Below are 26545 nucleotides of genomic sequence, written 5' to 3' on the forward strand. Positions count from 1 at the left end.
GACGGCCATCGGAGGGCACTAGCTCAACTGGCAGAGCATCGGTCTCCAAAACCGAAGGTTGGGGGTTCAAGTCCCTCGTGCCCTGCAGGACGCAACACTGAGGAGAGGCATGTCCGAGAGCACCACGGCTCCGGCCCCGAAGAAACGGGACCGGTCCGAGAAGCGCACAAGCCCTTTCCTGTTCTACCGACAGGTGGTCGCGGAGCTCCGCAAGGTCGTCTGGCCGACGCAGCAGCAGCTGACCACGTACTTCATCGTCGTTCTCGTGTTCGTGCTGGTCATGATGGCCACCGTGTCGGCCCTCGACCTGGCCCTCGGCAAGCTGTTCTTCGAGATCTTCGGCGGCCGGAACTAGACGGTTCCGCATCACAGTGAGTTTGGAGCGAAGCGTGTCTGAGCAGGAGTTCGAGGCGGACGCCATCGACACCGAGGTCGAGGCGACCACGGACGACGAGGCGACCCCGGAGACCGCCGAGGAGACGCCTGAGGAGGACGTCGCCGGCGAGGCCGTCCTCGGCGAGGACGTGGCCGAGGAGGCTGACGAGGACGTCGCCGACGTCGCCGATGTCGCCGAGGAGAACGACCCGTTGGAGGCGTTCCGCCGCGAGCTGTGGGCCAAGCCCGGCGACTGGTACGTCGTCCACACCTACTCCGGCATGGAGAACCGGGTGAAGTCCAACCTGGAGCAGCGCAAGCTCGCGCTGAACATGGAGGACTACATCCATGAGATCGTCGTGCCGACCGAGGAGGTCGCCGAGATCAAGAACGGCCAGCGCAAGCTCGTGAAGCGCACCGTGCTCCCGGGCTACGTGCTCGTCCGCATGGACCTCACCGACGAGTCCTGGTCGGCCGTGCGCCACACCCCGAGCGTCACCGGCTTCGTCGGCCACCAGCACCAGCCGGTGCCGCTGTCGATGAGCGAGGTCGAGAACATGCTGGCGCCGGCCGTCGTCGCCGCTGCCGAGGCGGAGGCCGCCGCAGCGGGCACGGCGGCGGCAGGCTCGCCCACCACGCCGGCCAAGAAGCCGGTCGAGGTCGCGGACTTCAGCGTGGGCGACTCCGTCATGGTCGTCGACGGCCCGTTCGCGACCCTGCACGCGACGATCACCGAGCTCAACGCCGAGTCGCAGCGCGTCAAGGCGCTCGTCGAGATCTTCGGCCGCGAGACGCCGGTCGAGCTGAGCTTCAGCCAGATCCAGCGCGTCTGAGCTCGCTCGGCGCGGCTCGGAGCGGTCGCGCGGTTTAGACAGTTCTTGGGTGACCGCGGACAATGGACAGGTTGCCCAGCAACACCGCAGCACGCAGGTGGCAGAGGACGTCGTACGCCCTCGTCATGACCACGAGAAGAGAGAGATAGAGCAATGCCTCCCAAGAAGAAGATCGCCGCGCTGGTCAAGGTCCAGCTCCAGGCCGGCTCCGCGACCCCGGCCCCGCCGGTCGGCACCGCGCTCGGTCCGCACGGCGTGAACATCATGGACTTCTGCAAGGCCTACAACGCCCAGACCGAGTCCATGCGCGGCAACGTCATCCCCGTCGAGATCACCATCTACGAGGACCGGTCGTTCACCTTCGTCACGAAGACCCCGCCGGCCGCCGAGCTGATCAAGAAGGCCGCTGGCCTCGCCAAGGGCTCCTCGGTCCCGCACAAGGACAAGGTCGGCAAGCTGACCAAGGACCAGGTGCGTGAGATCGCGACCACCAAGCTTCCCGACCTCAATGCCAACGACATCGAGGCCGCGATGAAGATCGTCGAGGGCACCGCCCGCTCGATGGGCGTCACCACCGACTGACACCGTGGGAGAGCCGCGCTGGCTCGCTAACCACATCTCCTGACAGACAAAGAGGAACATCATGCAGCGCAGCAAGACCTACCGCGCGGCGGCCGAGTCGTTCGACAAGACCGAGCTCTACGCCCCGCTCGAGGCGATCAAGATCGCCAAGGACTCCAGCAAGAAGAAGTTCGACGAGACCGTGGACGTCGTCATGCGTCTCGGCGTCGACCCCCGCAAGGCCGACCAGATGGTCCGCGGCACCGTCAACCTGCCGCACGGCACCGGCAAGACCGCCCGCGTCCTCGTGTTCGCGAACGGGGACAAGGCCGAGGCCGCTCGTGAGGCCGGCGCGGACTTCGTCGGCAGCGACGACCTCATCGAGAAGGTCGCCGGCGGCTGGCTCGACTTCGACGCCGTGGTCGCGACCCCGGACATGATGGGCAAGGTCGGCCGCCTCGGCCGCGTGCTCGGTCCGCGCTCGCTCATGCCGAACCCGAAGGTCGGCACCGTGACGCCGGACGTGGCCAAGGCCGTGTCCGACATCAAGGGCGGCAAGATCGAGTTCCGCGTGGACCGTCACGCGAACCTCCACTTCATCATCGGCAAGGCCTCGTTCTCCGAGGTCCAGCTCGCGGAGAACTACGCCGCGGCGCTCGAGGAGGTCCTCCGTCTGAAGCCGGCCAGCTCGAAGGGCCGCTACGTCAAGAAGGTCACCGTCTCCACGACCATGGGCCCCGGCGTCCAGGTCGACCCCAACCGCACCCGCAACGTCGCGGTGGAGGACGAGGCCTGAGCCTCACCTGACCTGCGTGACCGGCCGTCGCCCCTCGGGGTGGCGGCCGGTCGCGCATTTCAGCCGTCGGCCTCACGCCACGTCGGGACCCTGCCGGCGTACCTCGCGGACCCGGTCGAGTGACTCATGCAGGTCGCGCAGCCACTCCTCGCTGTTGCGCTGGACCAGCCGGACGCACCAGGCGAGTGCCTCGCTGCGGCTGCGCGCGACCCCGCCGTCGATGAGCAGGTCGAGCACCTGCCGCTCGGGCTGTCGCAGACGGGTCATCACCGGCGCGGAGACGTTGGTGAAGAGGAACCGTCGTCCCTCGCACTCCACGCCCCACGACACCTTCCGCTCGAACCGGTGCTCGGCCTCGCGGGCGACGGCGATCCGGTCGCCACGCGTGCGCTCGCGGAACTCGCTCACCTTGCCGTCGACGGCGGCCGCACGCTCGGCCTCCGACGCCTCCGAAGCGAGGGTCGGGCCAGCGATGCGCCCGATGACGGTGATCTCCTCGCGGTCGACGGCGACCTCGATCAGCTCCTCGAAGAGGCCTTCGGGGAGGCGCCCGGAGAACCAGCCCCGGACGGCTTCGACCTCAGATGTAATCATGTAATCAAACGTACGCCGCCGCGTCGCCCGACGCTAGATGCGCACGCGACTTCCCGGCCGGGCGCGGGCGCTCGGGGGCGCGCGGCGATGGTGTCGGCCCGCCAGTGCGCGTCCAGAGGGCGACTCGCCGCGGCGTACGGCGTGTCGCGGTGATCTCGCGCAGCGGCGGGCCGGGGAGTCTCGATACGCTCGCTGGCGCTCGCTACTCGACCGGCGGACCGGCCGGGTCGTTCGCCGGCCCGCCAGTGCGCGTCCAGAGGGCGACTCGCCGCGGCGTACGGCGTGTCGCGTTGATTCCGTGCAGCGGCGGGCCGGGGGTCTTGCTGGAGCTCGCCGGCGCTCGCTACTCGACCGGCGGACCGGCCGGGTCGTTCGCCGGCCCGCCCATGCGCGCCCAGAGGGCGACTCGCCGCGGCGTACGGCGTGTCGCGCTGATTCCGTGCAGCGGCGGGCCGGGGGTCTCGCTGGAGCTCGCCGGCGCTCGGTCCGCGACCGGCGACGCGACCCTTACTCCAGGATCAGCCGCTCGTCGACGAGCTGCTCGCGGACGAGGGCACCGTCGGGGTCGAAGCGGTTCTGCTCGAAGTGCTTGCGGAACTCCATCTCGATGCCGGCGCGGCCGTTGCGGTTCTTCTCGACGCTCAGGACGACCCACTGGCGGAAGCTCTCGGCGTTCGCGGCGTAGGCGAGGTGTTGGCGCGAGACGATGTCGTACTTGTTGTTGAGGATCAGCAGCACGTCGCACTCGTAGGCGAGCGCGGTGGACCCGCGCAGGTGGTGGGCGCGCATGCGCTTGCCCGAGAGCAGCCCGGCCTTGTCCGAGGCGCTGATGGCCAGCACGGGCACCTGGTGCATGATCGCGAGGTCTTTGAGGTCCTCGACGATCTCGGTCGCGCGCTCGGACTCGAAGGCGGAGTCGGCCTTGACCTTCTGGAGGTAGTCGACGATGACGAGGGGCGTCTGGCCGGTGGCACGGCGCACCTGGTCGACCGCCTCGGCGATCACCTTGATGTTGGTCGTGCTGCCGGTCGAGCGGTGGATGTGGAACAGGTCCTGGTAGTCCAGCACCGCGCCGAGCGCCTCCGCGGCGGTCGGCAGCGTCTGCAGCCGCCCGACGAGCCCGTCGGGTGTGGCGCTCTCGTCCTCGAAGAGGCGACGGAAGCGGTCCTGGTTCGGCGCCTGGGAGCCGTAGCGCAGCCCGGACTCCAGCGAGACCAGTCGGCCGAGCAGGACCTCGGGGTCGTGCTCGTAGCAGAAGTACAGGACCGCCTGGCCGGCCGCGGCGATGTTGCGGGCGATCTGCAGCGACATCGTCGTCTTGCCCTCGCCCTGTGGGCCGGCTAGCAGGATCAGGTTGCCGCTTCGCAGACCGCCATCGAGGATGTCATCGAGCAGCGAGAAGCCGGTCGGCCACACGACCGGTGTGTCGCTGCCGATGCGGGCGCGCTCGTCGACGCGCTCGAGCACGGAGGCGAGGGAGTGCAGCTCTGGGTCCACGTCCATCATGAGAGCAAGGTTTCCCAGGCTCCGCCGACGATTCCCTTAACTTTTTCGCGACACGGCGAAAATTGGGTAGCCGGCGAGGGGTCCCAGGACCGTCCCGGTCGCGGAAATCGGGGCCTTCAGGTCCGCGATTTGGCGAACCTCGCGCCGGTCCGCATACTTGACGACTGAAACCAGAGACCGCCGGTGGTGGCTCCGCCAGGAGTGACCGAAGGTGCCGTGACAGTGCTCAGCGCTGGAGCGGACGGCCAGCGTAGGTGACAGAGCACGAGGACGACGTACGTCGTGATCACGCCCTGAGCCTGCGCTCGGGGCGTTCGTTCATTTCACGGCTCGAAGGCTCAGCACAGCGGTGGTCTCGATTCCACGGAAAAGAGGAGACCCATGGCGCGGGCAGACAAGCAGGCCGCCGTCGCCGAGATCGCTGACGAGTTCAGCGCCTCGGTCGGTGCCGTGCTGACCGAGTACCGCGGTCTCACCGTCAAGGAGCTGAAGGACCTCCGACGCTCCCTCGGTGCGAACGCCGACTACGCCGTGGTCAAGAACACGCTGGCCAAGATCGCCGCCAAGCAGAGCGGCATCGACGGCTTCGACGACCTGCTGACCGGACCGACCGCCATCGCCTTCATCAAGGGCGACGTGGTCGAGACGGCCAAGGGTCTGCGTGACTTTGCCAAGGCGAACCCGCACCTTGTCATCAAGGGCGGGGTCTACGAGGGCAAGGCTCTCGACGCTGCCGAGGTGGCCAAGCTGGCCGACCTCGAGTCGCGCGAGGTCCTGCTGGCCAAGCTGGCCGGCGCGATGACCGCCACGCTCTCGCAGGCGCTCTACGTCTTCAACGCCCTCCCGCAGAAGGCCGCGCAGCTCGCTGCCGCGCTGGCGGAGAAGGCCGAGAACGACCCCACGATCCTCGCAGGTGGTGCTGGTTCGCCGGCTGCCGCCGAGGAGGCTACGACTGAGGCTCCGGCCGACGTCGAGGCTCCCGCTGCCGAGGCCGAGGTCACCGAGGAGGCTGCCCCTGAGGCCGCCGCCGAGGAGACCACCGAGGCCTGAGGCCCGGGACACCACCACCTGAAACCCGGCCGCGCTCGTCGCACGACGCGGCCACACTGAAAGGACAAGCCATCATGGCGAAGCTCACCACCGACGAGCTGCTCGACGCGTTCAAGGAGCTCACCCTCATCGAGCTCTCCGAGTTCGTGAAGGCCTTCGAGGACACCTTCGGCGTCACCGCCGCCGCTCCGGTCGCCGTTGCCGCTGCTCCCGCCGCCGGCGGCGCCGCGGGCGGTGCCGAGGAGGCTGCTGCTCAGGACGAGTTCGACGTCGTCCTCGAGGCTGCCGGTGACAAGAAGATCAACGTCATCAAGGAGGTGCGCGCCCTCACGAGCCTCGGCCTGAAGGAGGCCAAGGACCTCGTCGAGGCCGCCCCGAAGACCCTCCTCGAGAAGGTCAACAAGGAGGCCGCGGACAAGGCCAAGGAGGCCCTCGAGGCCGCTGGCGCCACCGTCACCCTCAAGTGAGTTAGAGGCTGGCCGACCCGGCCTCGCCTACTCCGCCCCACCAGGGCACGCACCCGGCTTCGTTGTCCTCGGTCGCCGTGGCTCCGCCACGGCTCCCTCCTCCGCCTTGCCGGGCACGCACCCTGACGGCGCGGACCACGGCGACTCCGGGTCGGCCAGCCTCACCGCGGGAGGGAATCCCGCAGCCTGATCATCGCCCCAGGGGCGGCCACGCATGTGGCCGCCCCTGGTGGCATTTCGGGACCGTCCCGCCACGCTTCGTCGGCCCACACACGGGGTACGTCGCCCCCGGGGAGCGTGACGAGCGCCTCAATCGACCCGTAACCCCGCCGGTGGACCGCCGTTGTTACTCGTGAGTGGGACGCCGGTCACACCGGGGGGACTGGCCGGCGGCGACGGAGGGAGTGCGGGCGCATGGGCGTGGACATCAGGATCGACCACCTGACGAAGAGCTTCGGCAAGCAACTGATCTGGGGCGACGTCACGCTCACGGTCCCGGCCGGAGAGATCTGCGTGATGCTGGGCCCGTCGGGCACGGGCAAGTCGGTGCTGCTCAAGACGCTCATCGGGCTCCTCAAGCCGGACGCCGGCGCGGTGGTCATCGAGGGCACCGACATCTGCTCGTGCTCGGAGAGGGAGCTCTACGAGATCCGGAAGCTCTTCGGCGTGCTGTTCCAGGACGGCGCGATGTTCGGGTCGATGAACCTCTACGACAACGTCGCCTTCCCGCTGCGCGAGCACACCCGGAAGTCGGAGTCGGAGATCCGGGCCATCGTCATGGAGAAGATGGACCTGGTCGGTCTCATCGGCGCCGAGGACAAGCTGCCCGGCGAGATCTCCGGAGGCATGCGCAAGCGGGCCGGTCTGGCTCGCGCGCTGGTCCTCGACCCCGAGATCATCCTCTTCGACGAGCCGGACTCGGGCCTCGACCCGGTGCGCACCGCGTTCCTCAACCAGCTGATCGTCGACCTCAACGCGCAGATCGACGCGACGTTCCTCATCGTCACCCACGACATCAACACCGCCCGCACGGTGCCGGACAACATCGGCCTGCTCTACCACAAGCACCTGGCGATGTTCGGCCCGCGCGAGATGCTCCTCTCCAGCGAGGAGCCGGTCGTGCGCCAGTTCCTCAACGCCCAGCGGGTCGGCCCGATCGGCATGTCGGAGGAGAAGGACGCCGACCAGCTGGCAGCCGAGAGGGACATGGACCTGCCGCCGCTGCCGCCCATCCCGCTCCAGCTCGAGCCGTCCAACGGCATCCCGCGCCGCAGTCAGCGGCCGCCGGGGGAGTGGTGCCTGCACAACGGAGTGACGCCGCCGCCGGGGTCGTTCATGCCGGACTCGGTGTTGGCCGGCGGAGCGCGGGCCTGACCGTGTCCACGCCGACCGTTCTCAAGCCGGTCGGGACCGCAGGCAGGTTCTTCGCCTTCGCTCTCGACGTCGCCCGGAGCCTCTTCCGGCCCCCCTTCCAGTTCCGCGAGCTGATCCAGCAGGCCTGGTTCATCGCCTCGGTCACGATCATCCCGACGGCGTTGGTCGCCATCCCCTTCGGCGCGGTGATCGCCCTCCAGGTCGGCGGCCTCATCAAGCAGTTCGGGGCGCAGTCGTTCGTCGGCTCGGCGAGCGTGCTGGCCGTCGTCCGCGAGGCGGGCCCCATCGCCACCGCCCTCCTCATCGCCGGCGCCGGCGGATCGGCCATCGCGGCCGACCTGGGCGCCCGCAAGATCCGCGAGGAGCTGGACGCCATGATGGTGCTCGGCATCGACCCGATCCAGCGTCTGGTCGTCCCGCGCGTGCTTGCGTGCATGCTGGTCTCGGTCTTCCTCAACGGCCTGGTGAGCGTGGTCGGCGTCGCCGGCGGCTACGTCTTCAACGTGCTGCTCCAGGGCGGCACGCCTGGTTCCTACATCGCCAGCTTCACCGCGCTGGCGCAGCTGCCCGACGTCTGGCAGGGGCTCGCGAAGGCGCTCGTGTTCGGGATGATCGCGGCCGTCGTCGCCTCCTACATGGGCATGAACGCCGCCGGAGGCCCCAAGGGCGTCGGCGACGCCGTCAACCAGTCGGTCGTCGTCACCTTCATGTTGCTGTTCGTCGTCAACTTCGTCATGAGCGCGATCTACTTCCAGCTCGTGCCGTCCAAGACGGGATGAGCGCCATGTCCCAGCTGAAGTCCGCCTACGAGCGGCCGCTCGCGACGCTCGACAAGCTCGGTGGAGAGCTGTCGTTCTACCTGCGCGCGCTCGCGTGGACGCCACGCACCGTCCGCCGCTACAAGAAAGAGGTCCTGCGCCTGCTCGCCGAGGTGACCCTCGGCACCGGCGCGCTGGCCGTCATCGGCGGCACGGTCGGCGTCATCGCGGCGATGACGTTCTTCACCGGCACCGAGGTGGGCCTCCAGGGGTACGCCGCCCTCAACCAGCTGGGCACGGCCGCCTTCTCGGGCTTCGTGTCGGCCTACTTCAACACGCGTGAGATCGCTCCGCTCGTCTCGGCGATCGCGCTGGCGGCGACGGTCGGCTGCGGCTTCACCGCGCAGCTGGGCGCGATGCGGATCTCCGAGGAGGTCGACGCCCTCGAGGTGATGGCGGTCCCGTCCCTGCCGTTCCTCGTCACCACCCGGATCATCGCGGGGCTGATCGCGATCGTGCCGCTCTACGTGATCGGGCTGCTGTCGTCGTACTTCGCCACGCGGCTCACGGTGACCGTGGTGTTCGGGCAGAGCTCAGGCACCTACGACCACTACTTCACGACGTTCCTCCCGCCGGGCGACGTGCTGTGGTCGTTCGGGAAGGTGCTCGTCTTCAGCGTCGTGGTGATCCTGATCCACTGCTACCACGGCTACCACGCCTCGGGCGGCCCCGCGGGCGTCGGCGTCGCGGTCGGGCGCGCGGTGCGGACCAGCATCGTCGTGATCAACGTGCTCGACCTGTTCCTCTCCATGGCGATCTGGGGCGCCGCGACGACCGTCCGGCTGGCGGGATAGCCGTGGCTGCTCTGCGTCTGCGCGTCCTCGGCGTCTGCTTCCTCGCCCTCGTGGTGGGCGGGGTGTGGCTGACGTATGCCGTCTTCACGCAGAGGTTCACCCACTTCGACCAGATCACGCTCGAGACCTCGCGCGTCGGACTCCAGCTGCCCGACCGCGCCGACGTCAAGGTGCGCGGGGTCCTCGTCGGGCAGGTGCTCGCGCAGAGGGCCACCGCCGACGGCGCGCAGCTGACCCTCGGGATCCAGCCTGACGAGATCGGCACCATCCCGGCCAACGTCACCGGCTCGATCCTGCCGAAGACGCTGTTCGGCGAGAAGTACGTCTCCCTCGTCGTTCCCGACCAGCCGGCGAGCACCTCGATCCGGCCAGGGACGGTCATTGCGCGCACGGCGGTCTCGACCGAGGTCGACAGCGTGCTCTCCGACCTCTACCCGCTGCTGCGGGCCGTGCAGCCGGCCGACCTCAACATGACGCTCAACGCCCTGGCGACGGCGCTCGAGGGCCGCGGCGAGCAGCTCGGCACGACCATCGAGACGGCCGACGCCTACCTGCGTCGGCTCAACCCCCAGATCCCGGCGCTCGTGGAGGACCTCAGGAAGACGACGAGGGTCGCGGACATCTACGGCAGCGTCGTCCCCGAGATCAGCAGCCTGCTGCGCAACACGATCACCACGACCGGCACGCTCGAGGACGACAGCGCCCAGCTGCACGCCCTGCTCACCAACGTCACCTCGGTGTCCGGGACGGCGCGTGACTTCCTCTCGACCAACCAGGACAACCTGATCCGCGTGGCCGACATCAACAACGGCCTGCTGAAGACGGCCGCGCGCTACTCCACGGAGTTCCCCTGCCTGCTCGGCGGCCTGGACAACCTCGGGAAGCGGGAGGCCGACGCCTTCCGCGACTTCACGCTCCACATCGTGCTCGAGACGCTGCCCCGGCAGCCGCGGCGCTACACGCCCGCCGACAAGCCGCACTTCGGCGAGGACCGGGGACCGGCCTGCGGTCACCTGCCGAACCCCCCGTGGAACCAGCAGAACCCGGACGCCCAGTCGCCGTCGATGAACGACGGCGTCTCCGGGCCGGTCCGTCGCGCGCCGCTCGGAGACGCCTTCCGCAACGGCTTCGGGTATGCGGGAAGCCCCGCCGAGACCCGCCTCCTCGACCAGCTGCTGGCGCCCGGCCTGGGCGTCTCGGCGAGCGATGTGCCGGATCTCGGAGGGCTCCTCGTCGGCCCGATGGCGCGCGGTGCGACGCTCGGCTACGGAGCCCCTGACCAGGGGGGTGCGCGATGAGCCTCCTCCTCGACCGGCGCACCCGTGCCGACCTCGTCAAGCTGCTGGTCTTCATCGTGGTCACCACCCTGGCCACCGGCCTGCTGGTGCTGACCATCGGCAACATCTCCTTCGGCGGCACCCACGACTACCGGGCCGTCTTCGCCGACGCCACAGGAGTGAACAAGGGCGACGACGTCCGCATCGCCGGCGTCAAGGTCGGCACCGTCCGCAAGGTCGAGATCACCGATCGGACCCGCGCCCTCATCACGTTCTCGGTCAAGGACGACCAGTCACTGAGCGAGGCCACCCACGCCGCCATCCGCTACCGCAACCTGGTGGGCCAGCGGTACGTCGCCCTCACCGACGAGCTCGCCGGGGGAGCGCACCTCGAGCCGGGTCAGACGATCCCGATCAGCCGGACCAGCCCCGCACTCGACCTGACCGTGCTGTTCAACGGCTTCAAGCCGCTCTTCCAGGCGCTCTCGCCGAGCGACATCAACAAGCTCTCCTACGAGATCGTGCAGGTCTTCCAGGGCGAGGGCGGCACGCTCGAGGGCCTGCTGGCCCACACCGCGTCGGTGACGCAGACGCTGGCCGACCGCGACGCCGTCATCGACTCCCTCATCGACAACCTCAACCAGGTGCTCGACCATCTCGGCGACCGCGACCAGCAGCTCTCGACGCTGATCACGACGTTCCGCTCCTTCGTGCACGGACTGACCGGTGACCGCCAGGCGATCCTGTCCTCGCTCGACCAGATCTCGGGGCTGTCGGTGCAGACAGCGAGCCTGCTGCAGGGCATCCGGTCACCCTTCGTGGCCGACATCAAGCAGCTGCGGCGCATGACGGGCACGATCGACGCCAACCGTGCCGAGCTCGACCGGCAGATGCAGGTGCTGCCCATCAAGCTCAACAAGGTCGGCAACACCGCGACGTACGGGTCCTTCTTCAACTTCTACCTGTGCAGCTTCACCGGCTCGGTGAAGCTGCCGGCCGGACAGGAGCTGCCGGTGACCTACAAGACGGGCGGCGGGAGGTGCAGTCTCGGATGAACCACCCCACCCGACTCTCCTCCCCCGCTTCGCTCCTCCGGACAATCGATCGGGGACCCCGATGATCCCCTTCCGCGAGCGCAACCCCGTCAAGGTCGGCGCGATCAGCCTGGCCGTCCTCGCCCTGGTGATGCTGATGGCCTTCAAGGCCCAGGACCTGCCCCTCATCGGCGGCGGCGACACCTACTACGCCGACTTCTCCGAGGCCGGCGGGCTGAAGGCGGGCGACGAGGTCCGCATCGCCGGCGTCCGCGTCGGCAAGGTGACGTCGGTCGGTCTCGACCGTGGGCACGTGAAGGTCGCCTTCAAGATCAAGGGCGGTGCGGACTTCGGCACCACCACGCGGGCCAGCATCAAGGTGAAGACGCTGCTCGGGGCGATGTTCCTCGCACTCGAGCCGGCGGGGGCCGGTCAGCTCGCCAAGGGCGCCGAGATCCCGGTGGACCGCACGCAGTCGCCCTACGACGTGGTCGAGGCCTTCACCGGACTGGCCGACACAGCCGGCGACATCGACACCGACCGGCTGGCGAGTGCCCTGACGACGCTGTCAGACCTGACGCGCACGACGCCGGCGTCCTTCCGGGCGGCCCTGACGGGTGTCTCGGCGCTGTCGAAGAACGTCGCGGCCAAGAACGAACGGATCGGCACCCTGCTCACCAACCTCAAGCGCGTCTCGACCGTGCTCGACCAGCGCGACGGCGACATCGTCGGCCTGATGAAGGACTCCAGCGTGCTCTTCACCGCGCTCGTGCAGCGGCGCGAGTCGGTGCACCAGCTGCTGGTCTCGACGACGACCCTCTCGACCGAGCTGAGCGCGCTCATCGAGCAGAGCCGTGCCGACCTCAAGCCGGCGCTGACGCACCTCGAGAGCGTGCTGGCCGTGCTCAACAAGAACGAGGACAACCTCGACAACAGCCTGCGGCTGATGGCGCCGTTCTACCGGGTCTTCGCGAGCACGCTCGGCAACGGGCCGTGGTTCGACACCTACATCCAGAACATGCCTCCGGTGCCGGCGGTGGGCGGATGACCCCCCGCATGCAGGGTCTGCTGAAGTGGCTGGTGGCGGGCCTCATCGTGATCCTCGTGGTGACGGCAGGCGTCAGCATGCTCACCGGCGGCGGGGAGCGGACCCTCGTGGCGCACTTCCCGCGGACCGTGTCGATCTACGAGGGCAGCGACGTCCGCGTCCTCGGGGTGCCCGTCGGGAAGGTCGACGCGGTCACACCGAACGGCACCGACGTGAAGGTGACGATGCACTACACCGACGAGGTGAAGGTGCCGGCGGACGCGAAGGCGGTCATCGTGGCTCCGTCCGTCGTCGGGGACCGCTACGTCCAGTTGACGCCGGCGTACACCCGCGGCCCTGTGCTCGCCGACGGCGCCGTGCTCGACACCAGTCGCACCGCGGTGCCGCTCGAGCTCGACGATGTCTACGGCAGCCTCGACGAGCTGGTCGTCGCGCTCGGACCGACGGGTGCGAACAAGAACGGCGCCCTGTCCGACCTGCTCACCCAGACGGCGCGGAACTTCGGGGGCCAGGGCGCCCAGGTCCGCCAGACGATCGGCGACTTCGGCACGCTCAGCAAGACGCTCGACGACAACAAGGACGCGCTCTTCGGCTCGGCGGCCGAGCTGCAGAGCTTCGTCACCACGTTGGCGAAGAACGACACCACGGTGCGCGACTTCAACTCCTCGCTCTCCCAGGTCTCGACGCTCCTGGCGGGGGAGCGCGGTGACCTCGCCGCCGCCCTGCGGAACCTGGCGACCGCGCTGGGCGACGTGACGACCTTCGTGCGGACCAACAAGCAGGTGCTGCACTCCGACATCGCGGGGCTCAACCGTGTGGCGAAGGTCCTCGTGAAGCGCCGCGACCAGCTGAGCGAGATCCTCGACGACGCGCCGCTCGCGCTCAACAACCTCTACTACGCCTACGACCCGAACTCCGGCACGCTCGACACGAGCGCGAACATGCCGAGCGCGGTCGGCAGCGTCGTGAACAACCCGGCGCTCAGCCTGTGCACCTTCCTCGACCAGGCCGACAAGAGCGGCGGCCTGTGCAAGCTCGTCGACGCGGCCCTGCCGCGCAGCGGCCCCTTCGGATCCGGCGCCGTCGGTGCCGGCAGCGGCGGCACCGGCACCGGCTCTGCTATCGGCAAGCACACCGACCCGACACTCGGCGGTCTCGTGAGAGCAGGCTCGCGATGACGCGCCTGCTCGCCCTCCTGGCCGCCGTCTGCCTCACGCTGACGGCGTGCGACTTCGACGTCTACGACCTCCCGCTGCCCGGCGGAGCGGACACCGGGTCGCACCCGTTGACGCTCCACGTCGAGTTCGCCGACGTCCTCGACCTCGTCCCCGACTCAGGCGTCAAGGTCAACGAGGTCTCGGTCGGCAAGGTGACGTCGGTCAAGCTCGTCGACGGGCATGCCGACGTCACCCTCGAGGTGCGTCGCGACACGAGGATCCCCGCCAACGCGACAGCCCAGATCCGGCAGACGAGCCTGCTGGGGGAGAAGTTCGTCTCGCTCGCCGCGCCGACCAGCGGAGCAAGCCCAGCGTTGCTCGAGAGCGGCGACACCATCCCGCTCGCCCGCACCGGCCGCAACCCGGAGGTCGAGGAGGTCCTGGGCGCGCTCAGCCTCATCCTCAACGGCGGAGGAGTCGCGCAGCTCAAGACGATCTCGACCGAGCTCAACAAGGCGCTCGCCGGCCACGAGGACGCCGCACGGTCCGTGCTCAGCCAGGTCGAGGTCCTCACCCGCAACCTCGACGACCACAAGGACGCGATCGTCGCGGCGCTGGCCTCGATCGACCGGCTCTCACAGTCGGTCCGGGGCCAGGAGAGGACGATCGACGCGACCCTCGGGGAGCTGCCGAGCGCGCTGAAGAGCATCGACGCACAGCGCCAGGACCTGGTCACGATGCTCCAGGCGCTGAGCGGGCTCGGCGACGTCGGCGTACGCGTCATCAACGCTTCGAAGGCCGCGACCATCGGCGCGGTCCGCAACCTGCAGCCGACCCTGACCCAGCTCGCCGACGCCGGCGACAGCCTGGTGACCTCGATGAACACCGCGCTGACCTATCCCTTCGTCGACGAGGTCGTCGGACGCGACCCGCAGGTGGCGCGCAACCTGCACATGGGCGACTACGTCAATCTCTCCGTCGACCTCCAGGTCGACCTCGGTGGTCCGCTGGAGGCCGGCGCGAGCGGATCGGCGGTGCCGTCCAACCTCGACCCCACCACGACCGTGAGCGACGTCGTGAAGTGCCTGCGGAGCGGGAGCCTGACCAGCCAGGCCTGCAAGGCCGTGCTCGGGTCGGCCGCCGGGCTCGCCAACCTCACCAACGAGTGCAAGAAGCCGGCCAACCGCGGCACCGCCGTCTGCCAGGGCCTCAACCAGCTGCTGATCGGGCTGCCCGCGCCCGGCGCGGGCGGCACCTCGCAGCCCGACGGGAGCTCCAACCCGCTCGGCGACCTCGGCGGCGGACTCGGGCTGGGTCGTGCGGCACCTGGCGCGCATGTCGTCACCGGGCCGACCCGGTTCACCTACGAAGGCCTCGCCGGCATCTACGACCCCACGCTGGTCAAGCTGCTCGTGCCGGGCCTCGACGCCGGTGCGGCCATCGAGGGCGAGGAGGCGAAGTGATCAGCCACCGGACCAAGCTCCAGCTCGTCGTGTTCGCCGTCATCACGCTGCTCGGGGTGTCCTTCACCGGCGCCCGCTACGCCCGACTCGACCGGCTCCTCCTCGACGACCACTACACCGTCGTCGCGCACTTCGTCGCCTCGGGCGGCATCTACACCGGCGGCGAGGTCTCCTACCGCGGGGTGAAGGTCGGCCAGGTGGGCAAGATGGCGTTGACCCGCAACGGCGTCGACGTCTACCTCGACATCGACAACACGTTCGACAAGATCCCGGCGGACACCCTCGCAGTGGTGGGGAACAGGTCGGCGGTGGGGGAGCAGTACGTCGAGCTGCAGCCGCAGGCCGACACCGCGCCGTACCTGCGCGAGAGCTCCGAGATCGCGCCCACCGACACGCGCACACCGCTGCCGACCGAGAAGCTGCTGGCCGATGCCGCCGACACGGTGTCGTCGGTCCACACCGGCGACCTGAGCACGACCGTCAGCGAGCTCGGCACGGCGTTCGCCGGGTCCGGCGAGGACCTCCAGCGGATCCTGCAGACCAGCTCGGACTTCATCAGGACGGCCAACGACAACTTCGACGTGACCAGCGCGCTCATCCGCGACGGCAACACGGTGCTCAGTGGGCAGGTCGCGAGCGAGAGTGCGATCCGGACCTTCGCCCGCAACCTCTCGCTCTTCAGTGGCACGCTTGCCGGAAGCGACGCCGACCTGCGCCGACTCCTGGTCAACGGCGCCGCCGGCGCCCAGGAGATGCAGGCGTTCCTCCAGGCCAACAAGGTCGACCTGACCGAGCTGTTGAGCGAGTCGGTCACGACCGGCGACATCGTGCTCGAGCATCTGCCCGGGCTGCGCCAGGTGCTCGTGCTCTACCCCTACGTCGTCGAGGGGGGCTTCACCGTCCTCGCCAAGAACAAGGCCGGTCACTACGACGCCCACTTCGGCCTGGTCATGTCGCCGGCGAAGCTGTGCAAGAGGGGCTACGAGGGGACGCGGAAGCGGCCTCCGCAGGATGGCGCCAACAGGGCGATGAACACCGCAGCGCGCTGCTCGGAGCCCATCACCGAGAGCAACGCGCGAGGCGCGCAGAACCTCGGCCGGGCGGCCCCCGCCGGTGCCGGGGCGACCGACTCGCCCGTGGTGGCGGCCTACGACCCGGCGACCGGCAACCTGCAGTGGGGCGACCCCCGAGCGGGCACAGGGACCGTCGATGCTCCTGCGCCGCAGACGTCTGGAAAGGACACCTGGCAGTGGCTCTATCTCCGATCCTCGACCGGCACGACGAAGTGACCGACGCCGACGCCCCCGCGTCGGCCCCAGCTCCCGCGCTGCTGCGCTGGGGCGTGCTGGCGGTGCTCTGCGCTCTCATCGTCGCCTCCCTCGCGGCGCTCGGGATCCAGGCCGCGCGCCGCGGGGGCAACCCGTTCTCCACGACCGACAAGGTCCAGGCCGCTCGCGACGACGCCATGTCGAGGGCGCGGCGGTTCATGCTGCGGGTCAACACCTACGGGCCGGACCTGCTGCAGGGCACCACCATGCCGACCTACCGTCGCGACGTCGCCGCCCTGGTGTCCGCCAAGTTCGAGGCCGACTTCGAGAAGAACGTGCCCTACGCCGAGGCCACCGTCGCGCAGGGCGGGCTCGCGCGCACAGCCCAGGTGTACGCCGTCGGCATCCGCGACCTGGACCTCGACCGGGGCCGCGCGACCGCCCTCGTGGCCGGCGCCTTCACCAACTCCTACCCCGACCCGAAGGACAAGACCAAGCGCGTGAACGCCGACCCCCAGCCCTATCGCGTCGAGGAGACCCTCGTCCTCCAAGGCGGCGTCTGGAAGGTGGACACGTTCGCGCCGGTGGGGGCTGCCCCCTCGTCCGGCGACTCGTCGTCCGGTGGCCCGTCGTCGCCGTCCTCCGTGCCCTCGGGAGGTGTCCAGTGAGCGCCGCCCCCACCTGGTATGACCTGCTCGACGTCGGGCCCACGGCGACGACGGAGGAGATCCGCGCGGCCTGGAGGAGCGCCGTCGCCGACCTCGACCCCACCGACCGCCGCTTCAGCCGCCTCGCCGACGCGGCGGCAGTCCTCCTGGATCCGGAGAAGAGACAGGACTACGACAACAGTCTGAGAAAGGCTCCGGTAGGAAGCGACCCGCACGCCGCCGACAACACGGAACCCACCTCCAGCCGAGCAGACGCAAACGGACCGCAGCGCAGCGAGGACCGGCTTGCGTCGGCTCGGCGTCCTGCGCGTCCTGCGCGTCTCGCGCACCCGGTCCGCCGCCGCCGCACCCTCCCCGCCGACCTTCCGGCGGGCATGGCGGCCTCCTCGGTCGGTGACCTCCCGGAGACCGAGCCGGGCATCTCCGACATCGAGCCGGCCTCGGTCGCCGTCGAGCATGACCCGGAGATCCCCGCGCCTGCCGCCGAGCGACGGTCCGCACGGTGGGCGGCGCGAACCGTGCCCCTCTGGGGCCTGGGCGTCGCCGCCGGCGCGGCGCTCGTTCTCGTAGTCCTGGCCGCGTTCGCCTGGACGCGGCCGGACCCGACTGCCATCGAGCGAGAGGCGGGCACGGCGCAGTCGACCGCGGAACGAGCGGTGGTGCCGGTGCTGTCCTACGACTACCGCACCCTCGCCGAGGGCCAGCATCGGGCGGAGTCGTGGCTCACGCCGCGCTACCGCGACAAGGACTACCGGCCGCTCTTCGCCACGATCAGGAAGAACGCACCGGGGACCCAGACGGTGGTGAGCACCAAGGTGGTCACCTCGGCCGTCGTGCGTGCCGCGCAGGACCGCGTCGAGGTCCTGCTGCTGGTCGACCGGCCGATGACCAACAAGCGGCAGACGACCCCGATCACCTACGAGGACCACGTCACGGTCACGATGCAGCGCAGCGGCGGCGGCTGGCTGATCGACGACATGCAGACCTGAGCGGCGTACGACGCCCGTTGCCACCCAGCCTGTGGGCGGAGTGCTTGACCTGAGGCCCCGATCGGCGCATCATCGTCGCGCAGGGTGGCAGGGACCGGACCGGATCTCGGCGCCGATCTTGAGGTGTCCCCTTATTTGGTGTATCGTTGCGCTTTGCGCGTGCCCTCAAATGCCCTTCAGCCTGCCCGGTGGCTGATCGAGTGGGGGGCATCGTCGCTCACCAACCAGCGAAACCTGTCGAAGGATTCCTCTTGGCCGCGCGCAGCACCTCCGCTGACTCCAAGTCTCGCCGCATCTCTTTCGCAAAGATCACTGAGCCTCTCGAGGTTCCCCAGCTCCTCTCGCTCCAAACCGACAGCTTCGACTGGCTGGTCGGCAACGAGGCTCACGCTGAGCGCGTCGCCGCTCGCCGGGCCGCCGGCGAGGACGTGTCCGAGAAGTCCGGCCTCCAGGAGATCTTCGAGGAGATCTCCCCGATCGAGGACTTCTCCGAGACGATGTCGCTCTCGTTCGAGAACCCGGTGTTCTACGACCCGAAGTACACCGTCGACGAGTGCAAGGAGAAGGACTTCACCTACTCCGCGCCGCTGTATGTCTCTGCCGAGTTCACCAACAACGACACCGGTGAGATCAAGGGCCAGACCGTCTTCATGGGCGACTTCCCGCTCATGACCGACAAGGGCACCTTCATCATCAACGGCACCGAGCGTGTCGTCGTGTCGCAGCTGGTCCGCTCCCCGGGCGTCTACTTCGAGCGCACCGCCGACAAGACCTCCGACAAGGACATCTTCACGGCCAAGCTGATCCCGAGCCGGGGCGCCTGGCTGGAGTTCGAGATCGACAAGCGCGACATGGTCGGCGTCCGTCTCGACCGCAAGCGCAAGCAGAACGTCACCGTGCTGCTCAAGGCCCTGGGCTGGACCAACGAGCGGATCCGCGAGGAGTTCGGCGAGTTCGAGTCCATGATGCTCACCCTCGAGAAGGACCACACCGCCGGTGAGGACGACGCCCTTCTCGACATCTACCGCAAGCTGCGTCCCGGCGAGCCGCCGACGCGCGAGGCCGCGCAGACGCTGCTGAACAACTACTACTTCAACCCGAAGCGCTACGACCTGGCCAAGGTCGGTCGCTACAAGATCAACAAGAAGCTCGGGCTGACCGAGGCCTTCGACCAGCAGACGCTGACCGTGGACGACATCGTCGCCGCGATCAAGTACATCGTCGCGCTGCACGACGGCCGCACCCAGCTCGAGGCGCCCCAGGGCACCATCGACATCGACGCCGACGACATCGACCACTTCGGCAACCGTCGCATGCGCACGGTCGGCGAGCTGATCCAGAACCAGCTGCGCACCGGCCTCGCCCGCATGGAGCGCGTCGTGCGCGAGCGGATGACGACCCAGGACGTCGAGGCGATCACGCCGCAGTCGCTGATCAACATCCGCCCCGTCGTGGCGGCGCTGAAGGAGTTCTTCGGCACCTCGCAGCTCTCGCAGTTCATGGACCAGACCAACCCGATCGCCGGCCTGACGCACAAGCGTCGCCTCTCGGCGCTCGGCCCGGGCGGTCTCTCCCGAGACCGCGCCGGCATGGAGGTCCGCGACGTCCACCCGTCGCACTACGGCCGCATGTGCCCGATCGAGACGCCGGAAGGCCCCAACATCGGTCTGATCGGCTCGCTGGCGTCGTACGGGCGGATCAACCCGTTCGGCTTCGTCGAGACGCCCTACCGCAAGGTCGAGAACGGCCAGGTCACCGACCAGATCGACTACCTCACCGCCGACGACGAGGACCGCTTCGTCATCGCGCAGGCGAACGCGCAGCTCGACGAGAGCGGCCGCTTCGTCGGCGAGCGCGTGCTGGTCCGCCAGCGCGACGGCGAGGTCGCCGAGATCACGGCCGACGAGGTCGACTACATGGACGTCTCGCCGCGCCAGATGGTGTCGGTCGCGACCGCCCTGATCCCGTTCCTCGAGCACGACGACGCCAACCGTGCCCTCATGGGCGCGAACATGCAGCGCCAGGCCGTCCCGCTGGTGCGCAGCCAGTCGCCGCTCGTCGGCACGGGCATGGAGTATCGGGCGGCCGTCGACGCCGGTGACGTCGTCACCGCGACGAAGGCCGGCGTCGTCAAGGAGGTCTCGGCCGACATCGTCGAGACGCTCAACGACGACGGCACCTACTCGACCTACCGCCTGGCGAAGTTCAAGCGCTCCAACCAGGGCACCTGCATCAACCAGCGTCCGCTGGTCAACGAGGGCGACCGGCTCGAGGTCGGCAGCCCCATCGCCGACGGCCCCTGCACCGACGAGGCGGAGATGGCCCTGGGCCAGAACCTGCTGGTCGCGTTCATGCCGTGGCAGGGCCACAACTACGAGGACGCGATCATCCTCAGCCAGCGTCTGGTGCAGCAGGACTACCTCACCTCGATCCACATCGAGGAGCACGAGGTCGACGCCCGCGACACCAAGCTGGGTCCGGAGGAGATCACCCGGGACATCCCGAACGTCTCCGAGGAGATGCTGGCCGACCTCGACGAGCGCGGCATCATCCGCATCGGCGCCGAGGTCACCACCGGTGACATCCTCGTCGGCAAGGTCACGCCCAAGGGCGAGACCGAGCTGACCCCGGAGGAGCGTCTGCTCCGCGCGATCTTCGGCGAGAAGGCGCGCGAGGTCCGCGACACCTCGATGAAGGTCCCGCACGGAGAGGAGGGCACCGTCATCGGTGTCCGCGTCTTCGACCGCGAGGAGGGCGACGAGCTGCCGCCGGGCGTCAACCAGCTGGTGCGGGTCTACGTCGCTCAGAAGCGCAAGATCTCCGTCGGCGACAAGCTCGCCGGTCGTCACGGCAACAAGGGCGTCATCGCGAAGATCCTGCCGATCGAGGACATGCCGTTCATGGAGGACGGCACCCCGGTCGACGTGATCCTCAACCCGCTCGGCGTGCCGCGTCGTATGAACATCGGGCAGATCCTCGAGCTCCACCTCGGCTGGCTCGCCAAGCAGGGATGGGACCTCAACCTGTCCGGCGATCAGGGCGACGCGGAGTGGAAGCAGCGCCTGATCAAGATCCACGCGGACAAGGCGGAGCCCGACACCAAGGTCGCCACGCCCGTCTTCGACGGTGCCCGTGAGGACGAGATCACCGGCCTGCTCGGAGCGACGATCCCCAACCGCGACGGATTCCGCGTCGTGGGCGAGGACGGCAAGGCGCGCCTCTTCGACGGTCGCTCGGGCGAGCCGTTCCCGGAGCCGGTGTCGGTGGGCTACATGTACATCCTGAAGCTCCACCACCTGGTCGACGACAAGATCCACGCTCGCTCGACGGGCCCCTACTCGATGATCACGCAGCAGCCCCTGGGCGGTAAGGCCCAGTTCGGCGGCCAGCGGTTCGGCGAGATGGAGGTCTGGGCGATGGAGGCGTACGGCGCCGCCTACGCCCTCCAGGAGCTCCTCACGATCAAGTCGGACGACGTGCCCGGCCGCGTGAAGGTGTATGAGGCGATCGTCAAGGGCGAGAACATCCCCGACTCGGGCATCCCGGAGTCGTTCAAGGTTCTCGTCAAGGAGATGCAGTCGCTGTGCCTCAACGTCGAGGTGCTCAGCCAGGACGGCTCGAGCATCGAGCTCCGTGACGCGGAGGAGGACGTCTTCCGCGCCGCCGAGGAGCTCGGCATCGACCTGTCCCGGCGCGAGCCCAGCTCGGTCGAAGAAGTCTGACCGGGGGACGCGCGAGCGCAGCGAGCGCTTGTTCCCCGGAGCAAGCCGGCAGCCGCGCGAAGCGCGCCCATCTCGGTCAGTCCACGAACATTCAGTCAGCCTCAAGAGCCAACAAAGGAAATCCCGTTGCTCGACGTGAACTTCTTCGACCAGCTTCGGATCGGCCTGGCCACCGCGGAGGAAATCCGCGCGTGGAGCCACGGCGAGGTCAAGAAGCCGGAGACCATCAACTACCGCACGCTCAAGCCCGAGCGTGACGGCCTCTTCTGCGAGAAGATCTTCGGTCCCACCCGGGACTGGGAGTGCTACTGCGGCAAGTACAAGCGCGTCCGCTTCAAGGGCATCATCTGCGAGCGCTGCGGCGTCGAGGTGACCCGCTCCAAGGTCCGCCGTGAGCGGATGGGCCACATCGAGCTGGCCGCGCCTGTCACCCACATCTGGTACTTCAAGGGTGTCCCGTCGCGTCTGGGCTACCTGCTCGACCTGGCGCCGAAGGACCTCGAGAAGGTCATCTACTTCGCGGCGTACATGATCACCGCCGTCGACGAGGAGGCGCGACACCGCGACCTGTCCTCGCTCGAGGGCAAGGTCGGCCTGGAGCGCGACCGCCTCAACAACCGCATGGAGACGGCTCTCGCCGACCGCCAGAAGAAGCTCGAGGAGGACCTCGCGGCACTCGAGGCCGAGGGTGCCAAGGCCGACCAGAAGCGCAAGGTGCGCGACGGTGCCGAGCGTGAGCTCGCCGCCATCCGCAAGCGCAGCGAGGCCGAGATCGCCCGTCTCGAGGAGGTGTGGGACACCTTCAAGAGCCTGAAGGTCCAGGACCTCATGGGTGACGAGCTGCTCTACCGCGAGATGAAGAACTGGTTCGGCAAGTACTTCGAGGGCCACATGGGCGCCACGGCGATCCAGAAGCGCCTCGAGACCTTCGACATCGACGCCGAGGTGGAGTCGCTGCGCGAGACCATCGCGACCGGCAAGGGCCAGCGCAAGGTCCGTGCCCTCAAGCGGCTGAAGGTCGTCGACGCCTTCCGCAAGACCGGCAACAAGCCGATCGGCATGGTGCTCGACGCCGTCCCGGTCATCCCGCCGGACCTGCGGCCGATGGTGCAGCTCGACGGTGGCCGCTTCGCGACCTCCGACCTCAACGACCTGTACCGCCGCGTCATCAACCGCAACAACCGCCTCAAGCGACTGCTCGACCTCGGTGCGCCCGAGATCATCGTCAACAACGAGAAGCGGATGCTGCAGGAGGCCGTCGACTCGCTGTTCGACAACGGTCGCCGTGGTCGTCCGGTCACCGGTCCGGGCAACCGTCCGCTGAAGTCGCTCTCCGACATGCTCAAGGGCAAGCAGGGCCGCTTCCGTCAGAACCTGCTCGGCAAGCGCGTCGACTACTCCGGTCGTTCGGTCATCGTCTCGGGTCCGCAGCTGAAGCTGCACCAGTGCGGTCTGCCCAAGCAGATGGCGCTGGAGCTGTTCAAGCCCTTCGTGATGAAGCGCCTCGTCGACCTGTCGCACGCGCAGAACATCAAGTCGGCCAAGCGGATGGTCGAGCGTGCTCGCCCGGTCGTGTGGGACGTCCTCGAAGAGGTCATCACCGAGCACCCCGTGCTGCTCAACCGTGCGCCCACGCTGCACCGTCTCGGCATCCAGGCGTTCGAGCCGCAGCTGATCGAGGGCAAGGCCATCCAGCTGCACCCGCTCGTGTGTGGCGCCTTCAACGCCGACTTCGACGGCGACCAGATGGCTGTCCACCTGCCGCTGTCGGCGGAGGCGCAGGCCGAGGCCCGCGTGCTGATGCTGTCGACCAACAACATCCTCAAGCCCTCCGACGGCCGTCCTGTGACGATGCCGTCGCAGGACATGATCATCGGTCTGTTCTTCCTGACCTCCGACCGTGACGGGGAGCCCGGCGAGGGCCGCCTGTTCGCGTCGCCGGCCGAGGCGATCATGGCGTTCGACCACGGTGAGATCACCCTGCAGAGCAAGGTGCGGATCCGTCTCGACGACATCGTCCCGCCGGAGGGTTGGGAGGCTCCCGAGGGCTACGTCGAGGGCGACCCGATCATCCTCGACACCACCCTGGGCCGGACGATCTTCAACGACACGCTGCCGGCGGACTACCCCTACGTCAACGAGGAGGTCGGCAAGAAGCGCCTCGGCGCCATCGTCAACGCCCTCGCGGAGCGCTACCCGAAGGTCGTCGTGGCGGCCTCGCTCGACGCGCTGAAGGACAACGGCTTCCACTGGGCCACCCGCTCGGGTGTCACGGTCTCGATCGACGACGTCACCACGCCGTCGGACAAGGCTGAGATCCTGGCCGGCTATGAGGAGAAGGCCGCGAAGATCCAGAAGCAGTTCGAGCGCGGTCTGGTCACCGACGAGGAGCGCCGTCAGGAGCTCGTCGAGATCTGGACCGAGGCGGCCAAGGAGGTCGGTGAGGCCATGGAGAAGGCCTTCGACCGCCGCAACCCGATCTTCATGCAGGTCATCTCGGGTGCCTCCGGCAACTTCAACCAGATCCGGCAGGTCGGCGCCATGCGTGGCCTCGTGGCCAACCCGAAGGGCGAGATCATCCCGCGGCCGATCAAGGCCAACTTCCGCGAGGGTCTCTCCGTGCTCGAGTACTTCATCTCGACCCACGGTGCCCGCAAGGGTCTGGCCGACACCGCGCTGCGGACGGCTGACTCGGGCTACCTGACCCGTCGTCTGGTCGATGTGTCGCAGGACGTCATTATCCGCGAGGAGGACTGCGGCACCGAGCGTGGCTTCGTCGTGGACATCACGCACGAGGACGTCGAGACGACGGCGTACGCCCGGACCACGGCCGAGGACGTCCTCGGCGCCGACGGCGAGGTCGTGGCCCCCGCGGGCACCGACCTGGGTGACGTGAAGATCGCCGAGCTGGTCGCCGCGGGCGTCAACGAGGTGAAGATCCGCTCCGTCCTCACCTGTGAGGCCGTCACCGGCACCTGCGCGAAGTGCTACGGCCGCTCGCTGGCCACCGGCAAGCTGGTCGACATCGGTGAGGCGGTCGGCATCATCGCCGCCCAGTCCATCGGCGAGCCCGGCACGCAGCTGACGATGCGTACCTTCCACACCGGTGGTGTGGCGTCGGCCGACGACATCACGCAGGGTCTGCCCCGCGTCGTCGAGCTGTTCGAGGCGCGCACCCCCAAGGGTGTCGCCCCGATCAGCGAGGCCGCCGGCCGCGTCCAGATCGAGGAGACCGACAAGGCCCGCAAGGTCCTGGTCACCCCCGACAACGGCGACGAGGTCAAGGAGTACGTCGTCTCGCGTCGTGCCCGCCTCAACGTCGCGGACGGCGAGCACATCGAGGTCGGTCGCACCCTGACGGTCGGCACGCCCGACCCGAAGGAGGTTCTCCGCATCCTCGGTGTCCGCAGCACCCAGAAGCACCTCGTCGACGAGGTGCAGGGCGTCTACAAGAGCCAGGGTGTGGCGATCCACGCCAAGCACATCGAGATCATCGTGCGGCAGATGCTGCGCCGGATCACCGTGCTGGAGTCGGGCGAGACCAACCTGCTCCCGTCCGACCTGGTCGACCGGGCGCTCTTCGAGGTCGAGAACCGTCGCGTGGTCTCCGAGGGTGGCAAGCCGGCCTCGGGTCGTCCCGAGCTCATGGGCATCACCAAGGCCTCGCTCGCGACCGAGTCGTGGCTGTCGGCCGCGTCCTTCCAGGAGACCACCCGCGTCCTCACCGACGCGGCGATCAACGGTCGCTCGGACTCGCTGCGCGGTCTGAAGGAGAACGTGATCATCGGCAAGCTGATCCCGGCGGGCACCGGCCTCGAGCGGTACCGCAACATCCGGGTGGAGCCGACCGAGGAGGCCCGCGCTGCGGCATACTCCGTCACGGGCTACGACACCTACGACTACGAGTTCGGCAACGCCGGCGGCCAGGCCGTCGCCCTGGACGACTTCGACTTCGGTCAGTACCAGAGCTGAGCGTCGTACGCTCCGGGCCGGTGTCTCCCTCGGGAGGCACCGGCCCGGTGTGCTTTTGCGGGCGGTGGTGGGCGGCTGTTCGTCGAGGTATGCAGCCGAGTCGTCACCTCCCGTGCGGAGTTCCGCACGGGAAGTGCGCATTCGTCTGCATACCTCGACGAACAGCCGCGAGGACGGTAGACCGCTCAATGCAGCAACCTCCCGGCCGCCGGCTGCGTCTTCACGACATGAGGACCCCTTCGATGATCGCCGTCGTCGCGACGGCGGCTGCTCTTCTCGTGCCGACGACCGCGTCGGCCCGTGCCACCTCCGTGCCCGAGTGCCGCAGCAGCGACCTGCGGGCCAGCTTCGCCGCCGACGGTGGTGCGGCGGCGAGCCGCTTCGGGCACCTGCGCCTGCGCAACGTCAGCGGCCGCACGTGCGTCCTGCAGGGATACGGCGGCCTCTCCTTGGTCGGGCATGGCAACGGCACCCAGATCGGCGCCGCGGCCACCCGCACACCCTCAGCACGGCCCAGGGTCACCCTGGAGCCGGGCGAGCGGGCCGCGAGCCTGGTCGAGATCACCTCTCCCGACCCGTTCCCGCGCACGACCTGCCGACGGAGGCACGCGGACGGGTTCAGGGTGTACGTGCCCGACAGCCACGTGGCGAAGTTCGTGCCGTTCCCGACCGTCACCTGCGCCAACCCCATGCTCGTCATGCTTCAGCACAAGGCCTACCGCCACGCCTGAGCCGGCCGCCCGGCACCCGTCGATGGGGCGTCGCAGGGCGGTGCTGGA

Annotated in this window: 22 protein-coding genes and 1 tRNA gene; 21 read left to right on the forward strand and 2 right to left on the reverse strand. The window is 68.8% G+C overall.

Going from position 1 to position 26545, the window contains the following annotated elements; translation table 11 throughout:
• The first annotated feature begins 12 nt into the window (after positions 1-12).
• The 5 genes from ACYQ1K_RS03020 to rplA all read left to right on the forward strand — a co-directional run bounded on the left by ACYQ1K_RS03020 (position 13) and on the right by rplA (position 2565).
• Positions 13-85 (forward strand) — tRNA-Trp (locus ACYQ1K_RS03020).
• 24 nt (positions 86-109) lie between these two features.
• Entirely contained in the window at positions 110-355 is a 246-nt protein-coding gene (secE, locus tag ACYQ1K_RS03025; RefSeq protein ID WP_459981322.1) for a preprotein translocase subunit SecE, read from the forward strand.
• Between the two features lie 34 nt (positions 356-389).
• Positions 390-1208 (forward strand): transcription termination/antitermination protein NusG, encoded by an 819-nt coding sequence (gene nusG, locus ACYQ1K_RS03030; RefSeq protein WP_459981323.1) that lies wholly within the window; start codon positions 390-392, stop codon positions 1206-1208.
• Between the two features lie 153 nt (positions 1209-1361).
• Complete coding sequence (rplK, locus tag ACYQ1K_RS03035) at positions 1362-1790, forward strand: 50S ribosomal protein L11 (RefSeq protein ID WP_459981324.1); 429 nt, start codon at positions 1362-1364, stop codon at positions 1788-1790.
• 61 nt (positions 1791-1851) lie between these two features.
• The gene (gene rplA / locus ACYQ1K_RS03040) at positions 1852-2565 is read left to right on the forward strand and encodes a 50S ribosomal protein L1 (protein WP_459981326.1); all 714 of its coding nucleotides are present in this window, start codon (positions 1852-1854) and stop codon (positions 2563-2565) included.
• A gap of 72 nt (positions 2566-2637) precedes the next feature.
• On the opposite strand, the gene ACYQ1K_RS03045 is transcribed toward rplA, so the two are convergent.
• Complete coding sequence (locus ACYQ1K_RS03045; protein WP_459981327.1) at positions 2638-3159, reverse strand: hypothetical protein; 522 nt, start codon at positions 3157-3159, stop codon at positions 2638-2640.
• 507 nt (positions 3160-3666) lie between these two features.
• Complete coding sequence (locus ACYQ1K_RS03050; RefSeq protein ID WP_459981328.1) at positions 3667-4665, reverse strand: DnaB-like helicase C-terminal domain-containing protein; 999 nt, start codon at positions 4663-4665, stop codon at positions 3667-3669.
• A 381-nt stretch (positions 4666-5046) separates the two neighbouring features.
• On the opposite strand from ACYQ1K_RS03050, the gene rplJ reads away from it, so the two are divergent.
• From rplJ to ACYQ1K_RS03130, 16 genes are all read left to right on the forward strand, one after another.
• Positions 5047-5715, forward strand: a complete 669-nt coding sequence (gene rplJ / locus ACYQ1K_RS03055) for a 50S ribosomal protein L10 (RefSeq protein ID WP_459981329.1) — start codon at positions 5047-5049, stop codon at positions 5713-5715.
• Between the two features lie 74 nt (positions 5716-5789).
• A complete protein-coding gene (gene rplL, locus ACYQ1K_RS03060; RefSeq protein WP_459981330.1) occupies positions 5790-6182 on the forward strand; it encodes a 50S ribosomal protein L7/L12 in 393 nt (130 codons plus the stop codon).
• A gap of 414 nt (positions 6183-6596) precedes the next feature.
• On the forward strand, positions 6597-7556 hold the full coding sequence (locus tag ACYQ1K_RS03065; protein ID WP_459981331.1) for an ABC transporter ATP-binding protein: 960 nt from the start codon (positions 6597-6599) through the stop codon (positions 7554-7556).
• Entirely contained in the window at positions 7553-8335 is a 783-nt protein-coding gene (locus ACYQ1K_RS03070; RefSeq protein WP_459981598.1) for an MlaE family ABC transporter permease, read from the forward strand. Before ACYQ1K_RS03065 ends, ACYQ1K_RS03070 begins: the two co-directional genes overlap by 4 nt.
• The gene (locus ACYQ1K_RS03075) at positions 8332-9168 is read left to right on the forward strand and encodes an MlaE family ABC transporter permease (RefSeq protein WP_459981332.1); all 837 of its coding nucleotides are present in this window, start codon (positions 8332-8334) and stop codon (positions 9166-9168) included. The genes ACYQ1K_RS03070 and ACYQ1K_RS03075 overlap by 4 nt, the downstream gene beginning before the upstream one ends.
• 2 nt (positions 9169-9170) lie before the next feature.
• Positions 9171-10466, forward strand: a complete 1296-nt coding sequence (locus ACYQ1K_RS03080) for an MCE family protein (RefSeq protein ID WP_459981333.1) — start codon at positions 9171-9173, stop codon at positions 10464-10466.
• Positions 10463-11500, forward strand: a complete 1038-nt coding sequence (locus ACYQ1K_RS03085; RefSeq protein WP_459981334.1) for an MCE family protein — start codon at positions 10463-10465, stop codon at positions 11498-11500. The genes ACYQ1K_RS03080 and ACYQ1K_RS03085 overlap by 4 nt, the downstream gene beginning before the upstream one ends.
• 61 nt (positions 11501-11561) lie before the next feature.
• Positions 11562-12527, forward strand: coding sequence for an MCE family protein (locus ACYQ1K_RS03090; RefSeq protein ID WP_459981335.1), 966 nt, complete (start codon positions 11562-11564; stop codon positions 12525-12527).
• Positions 12524-13705: an MCE family protein gene (locus ACYQ1K_RS03095; RefSeq protein ID WP_459981336.1), complete on the forward strand. Its 1182-nt coding sequence runs from the start codon at positions 12524-12526 to the stop codon at positions 13703-13705. Before ACYQ1K_RS03090 ends, ACYQ1K_RS03095 begins: the two co-directional genes overlap by 4 nt.
• Positions 13702-15147: an MCE family protein gene (locus tag ACYQ1K_RS03100; RefSeq protein ID WP_459981337.1), complete on the forward strand. Its 1446-nt coding sequence runs from the start codon at positions 13702-13704 to the stop codon at positions 15145-15147. The genes ACYQ1K_RS03095 and ACYQ1K_RS03100 overlap by 4 nt, the downstream gene beginning before the upstream one ends.
• Positions 15144-16436 (forward strand): MCE family protein, encoded by a 1293-nt coding sequence (locus tag ACYQ1K_RS03105; RefSeq protein ID WP_459981338.1) that lies wholly within the window; start codon positions 15144-15146, stop codon positions 16434-16436. Before ACYQ1K_RS03100 ends, ACYQ1K_RS03105 begins: the two co-directional genes overlap by 4 nt.
• On the forward strand, positions 16397-17083 hold the full coding sequence (locus ACYQ1K_RS03110) for a hypothetical protein (protein WP_459981339.1): 687 nt from the start codon (positions 16397-16399) through the stop codon (positions 17081-17083). The genes ACYQ1K_RS03105 and ACYQ1K_RS03110 overlap by 40 nt, the downstream gene beginning before the upstream one ends.
• Positions 17080-18072: a J domain-containing protein gene (locus tag ACYQ1K_RS03115; RefSeq protein WP_459981340.1), complete on the forward strand. Its 993-nt coding sequence runs from the start codon at positions 17080-17082 to the stop codon at positions 18070-18072. The genes ACYQ1K_RS03110 and ACYQ1K_RS03115 overlap by 4 nt, the downstream gene beginning before the upstream one ends.
• Before the next feature lie 251 nt (positions 18073-18323).
• Entirely contained in the window at positions 18324-21794 is a 3471-nt protein-coding gene (gene rpoB / locus ACYQ1K_RS03120; protein ID WP_459981341.1) for a DNA-directed RNA polymerase subunit beta, read from the forward strand.
• A 126-nt stretch (positions 21795-21920) separates the two neighbouring features.
• Positions 21921-25766, forward strand: coding sequence for a DNA-directed RNA polymerase subunit beta' (locus ACYQ1K_RS03125; protein ID WP_459981342.1), 3846 nt, complete (start codon positions 21921-21923; stop codon positions 25764-25766).
• A gap of 242 nt (positions 25767-26008) precedes the next feature.
• Positions 26009-26497: a DUF4232 domain-containing protein gene (locus ACYQ1K_RS03130; RefSeq protein ID WP_459981343.1), complete on the forward strand. Its 489-nt coding sequence runs from the start codon at positions 26009-26011 to the stop codon at positions 26495-26497.
• Positions 26498-26545: the final 48 nt, after the last annotated feature.

The sequence above is a fragment of the Nocardioides sp. AN3 genome (assembly GCF_054653495.1).

What these genes read in the sequence shown, in the direction of transcription:
- ACYQ1K_RS03045 (WP_459981327.1), bottom strand. Translation starts at nt 3,159, where the DNA reads ATGATTACATCTGAGGTCGAAGCCGTCCGGGGCTGGTTCTCCGGGCGC.
- ACYQ1K_RS03100 (WP_459981337.1), top strand. Translation starts at nt 13,702, where the DNA reads ATGACGCGCCTGCTCGCCCTCCTGGCCGCCGTCTGCCTCACGCTGACG.
- ACYQ1K_RS03065 (WP_459981331.1), top strand. Translation starts at nt 6,597, where the DNA reads ATGGGCGTGGACATCAGGATCGACCACCTGACGAAGAGCTTCGGCAAG.
- ACYQ1K_RS03130 (WP_459981343.1), top strand. Translation starts at nt 26,009, where the DNA reads ATGATCGCCGTCGTCGCGACGGCGGCTGCTCTTCTCGTGCCGACGACC.
- ACYQ1K_RS03050 (WP_459981328.1), bottom strand. Translation starts at nt 4,665, where the DNA reads ATGATGGACGTGGACCCAGAGCTGCACTCCCTCGCCTCCGTGCTCGAG.
- secE (WP_459981322.1), top strand. Translation starts at nt 110, where the DNA reads ATGTCCGAGAGCACCACGGCTCCGGCCCCGAAGAAACGGGACCGGTCC.
- ACYQ1K_RS03075 (WP_459981332.1), top strand. Translation starts at nt 8,332, where the DNA reads ATGAGCGCCATGTCCCAGCTGAAGTCCGCCTACGAGCGGCCGCTCGCG.
- ACYQ1K_RS03095 (WP_459981336.1), top strand. Translation starts at nt 12,524, where the DNA reads ATGACCCCCCGCATGCAGGGTCTGCTGAAGTGGCTGGTGGCGGGCCTC.
- rplA (WP_459981326.1), top strand. Translation starts at nt 1,852, where the DNA reads ATGCAGCGCAGCAAGACCTACCGCGCGGCGGCCGAGTCGTTCGACAAG.
- rplL (WP_459981330.1), top strand. Translation starts at nt 5,790, where the DNA reads ATGGCGAAGCTCACCACCGACGAGCTGCTCGACGCGTTCAAGGAGCTC.
- ACYQ1K_RS03090 (WP_459981335.1), top strand. Translation starts at nt 11,562, where the DNA reads ATGATCCCCTTCCGCGAGCGCAACCCCGTCAAGGTCGGCGCGATCAGC.
- ACYQ1K_RS03085 (WP_459981334.1), top strand. Translation starts at nt 10,463, where the DNA reads ATGAGCCTCCTCCTCGACCGGCGCACCCGTGCCGACCTCGTCAAGCTG.
- rplJ (WP_459981329.1), top strand. Translation starts at nt 5,047, where the DNA reads ATGGCGCGGGCAGACAAGCAGGCCGCCGTCGCCGAGATCGCTGACGAG.
- rplK (WP_459981324.1), top strand. Translation starts at nt 1,362, where the DNA reads ATGCCTCCCAAGAAGAAGATCGCCGCGCTGGTCAAGGTCCAGCTCCAG.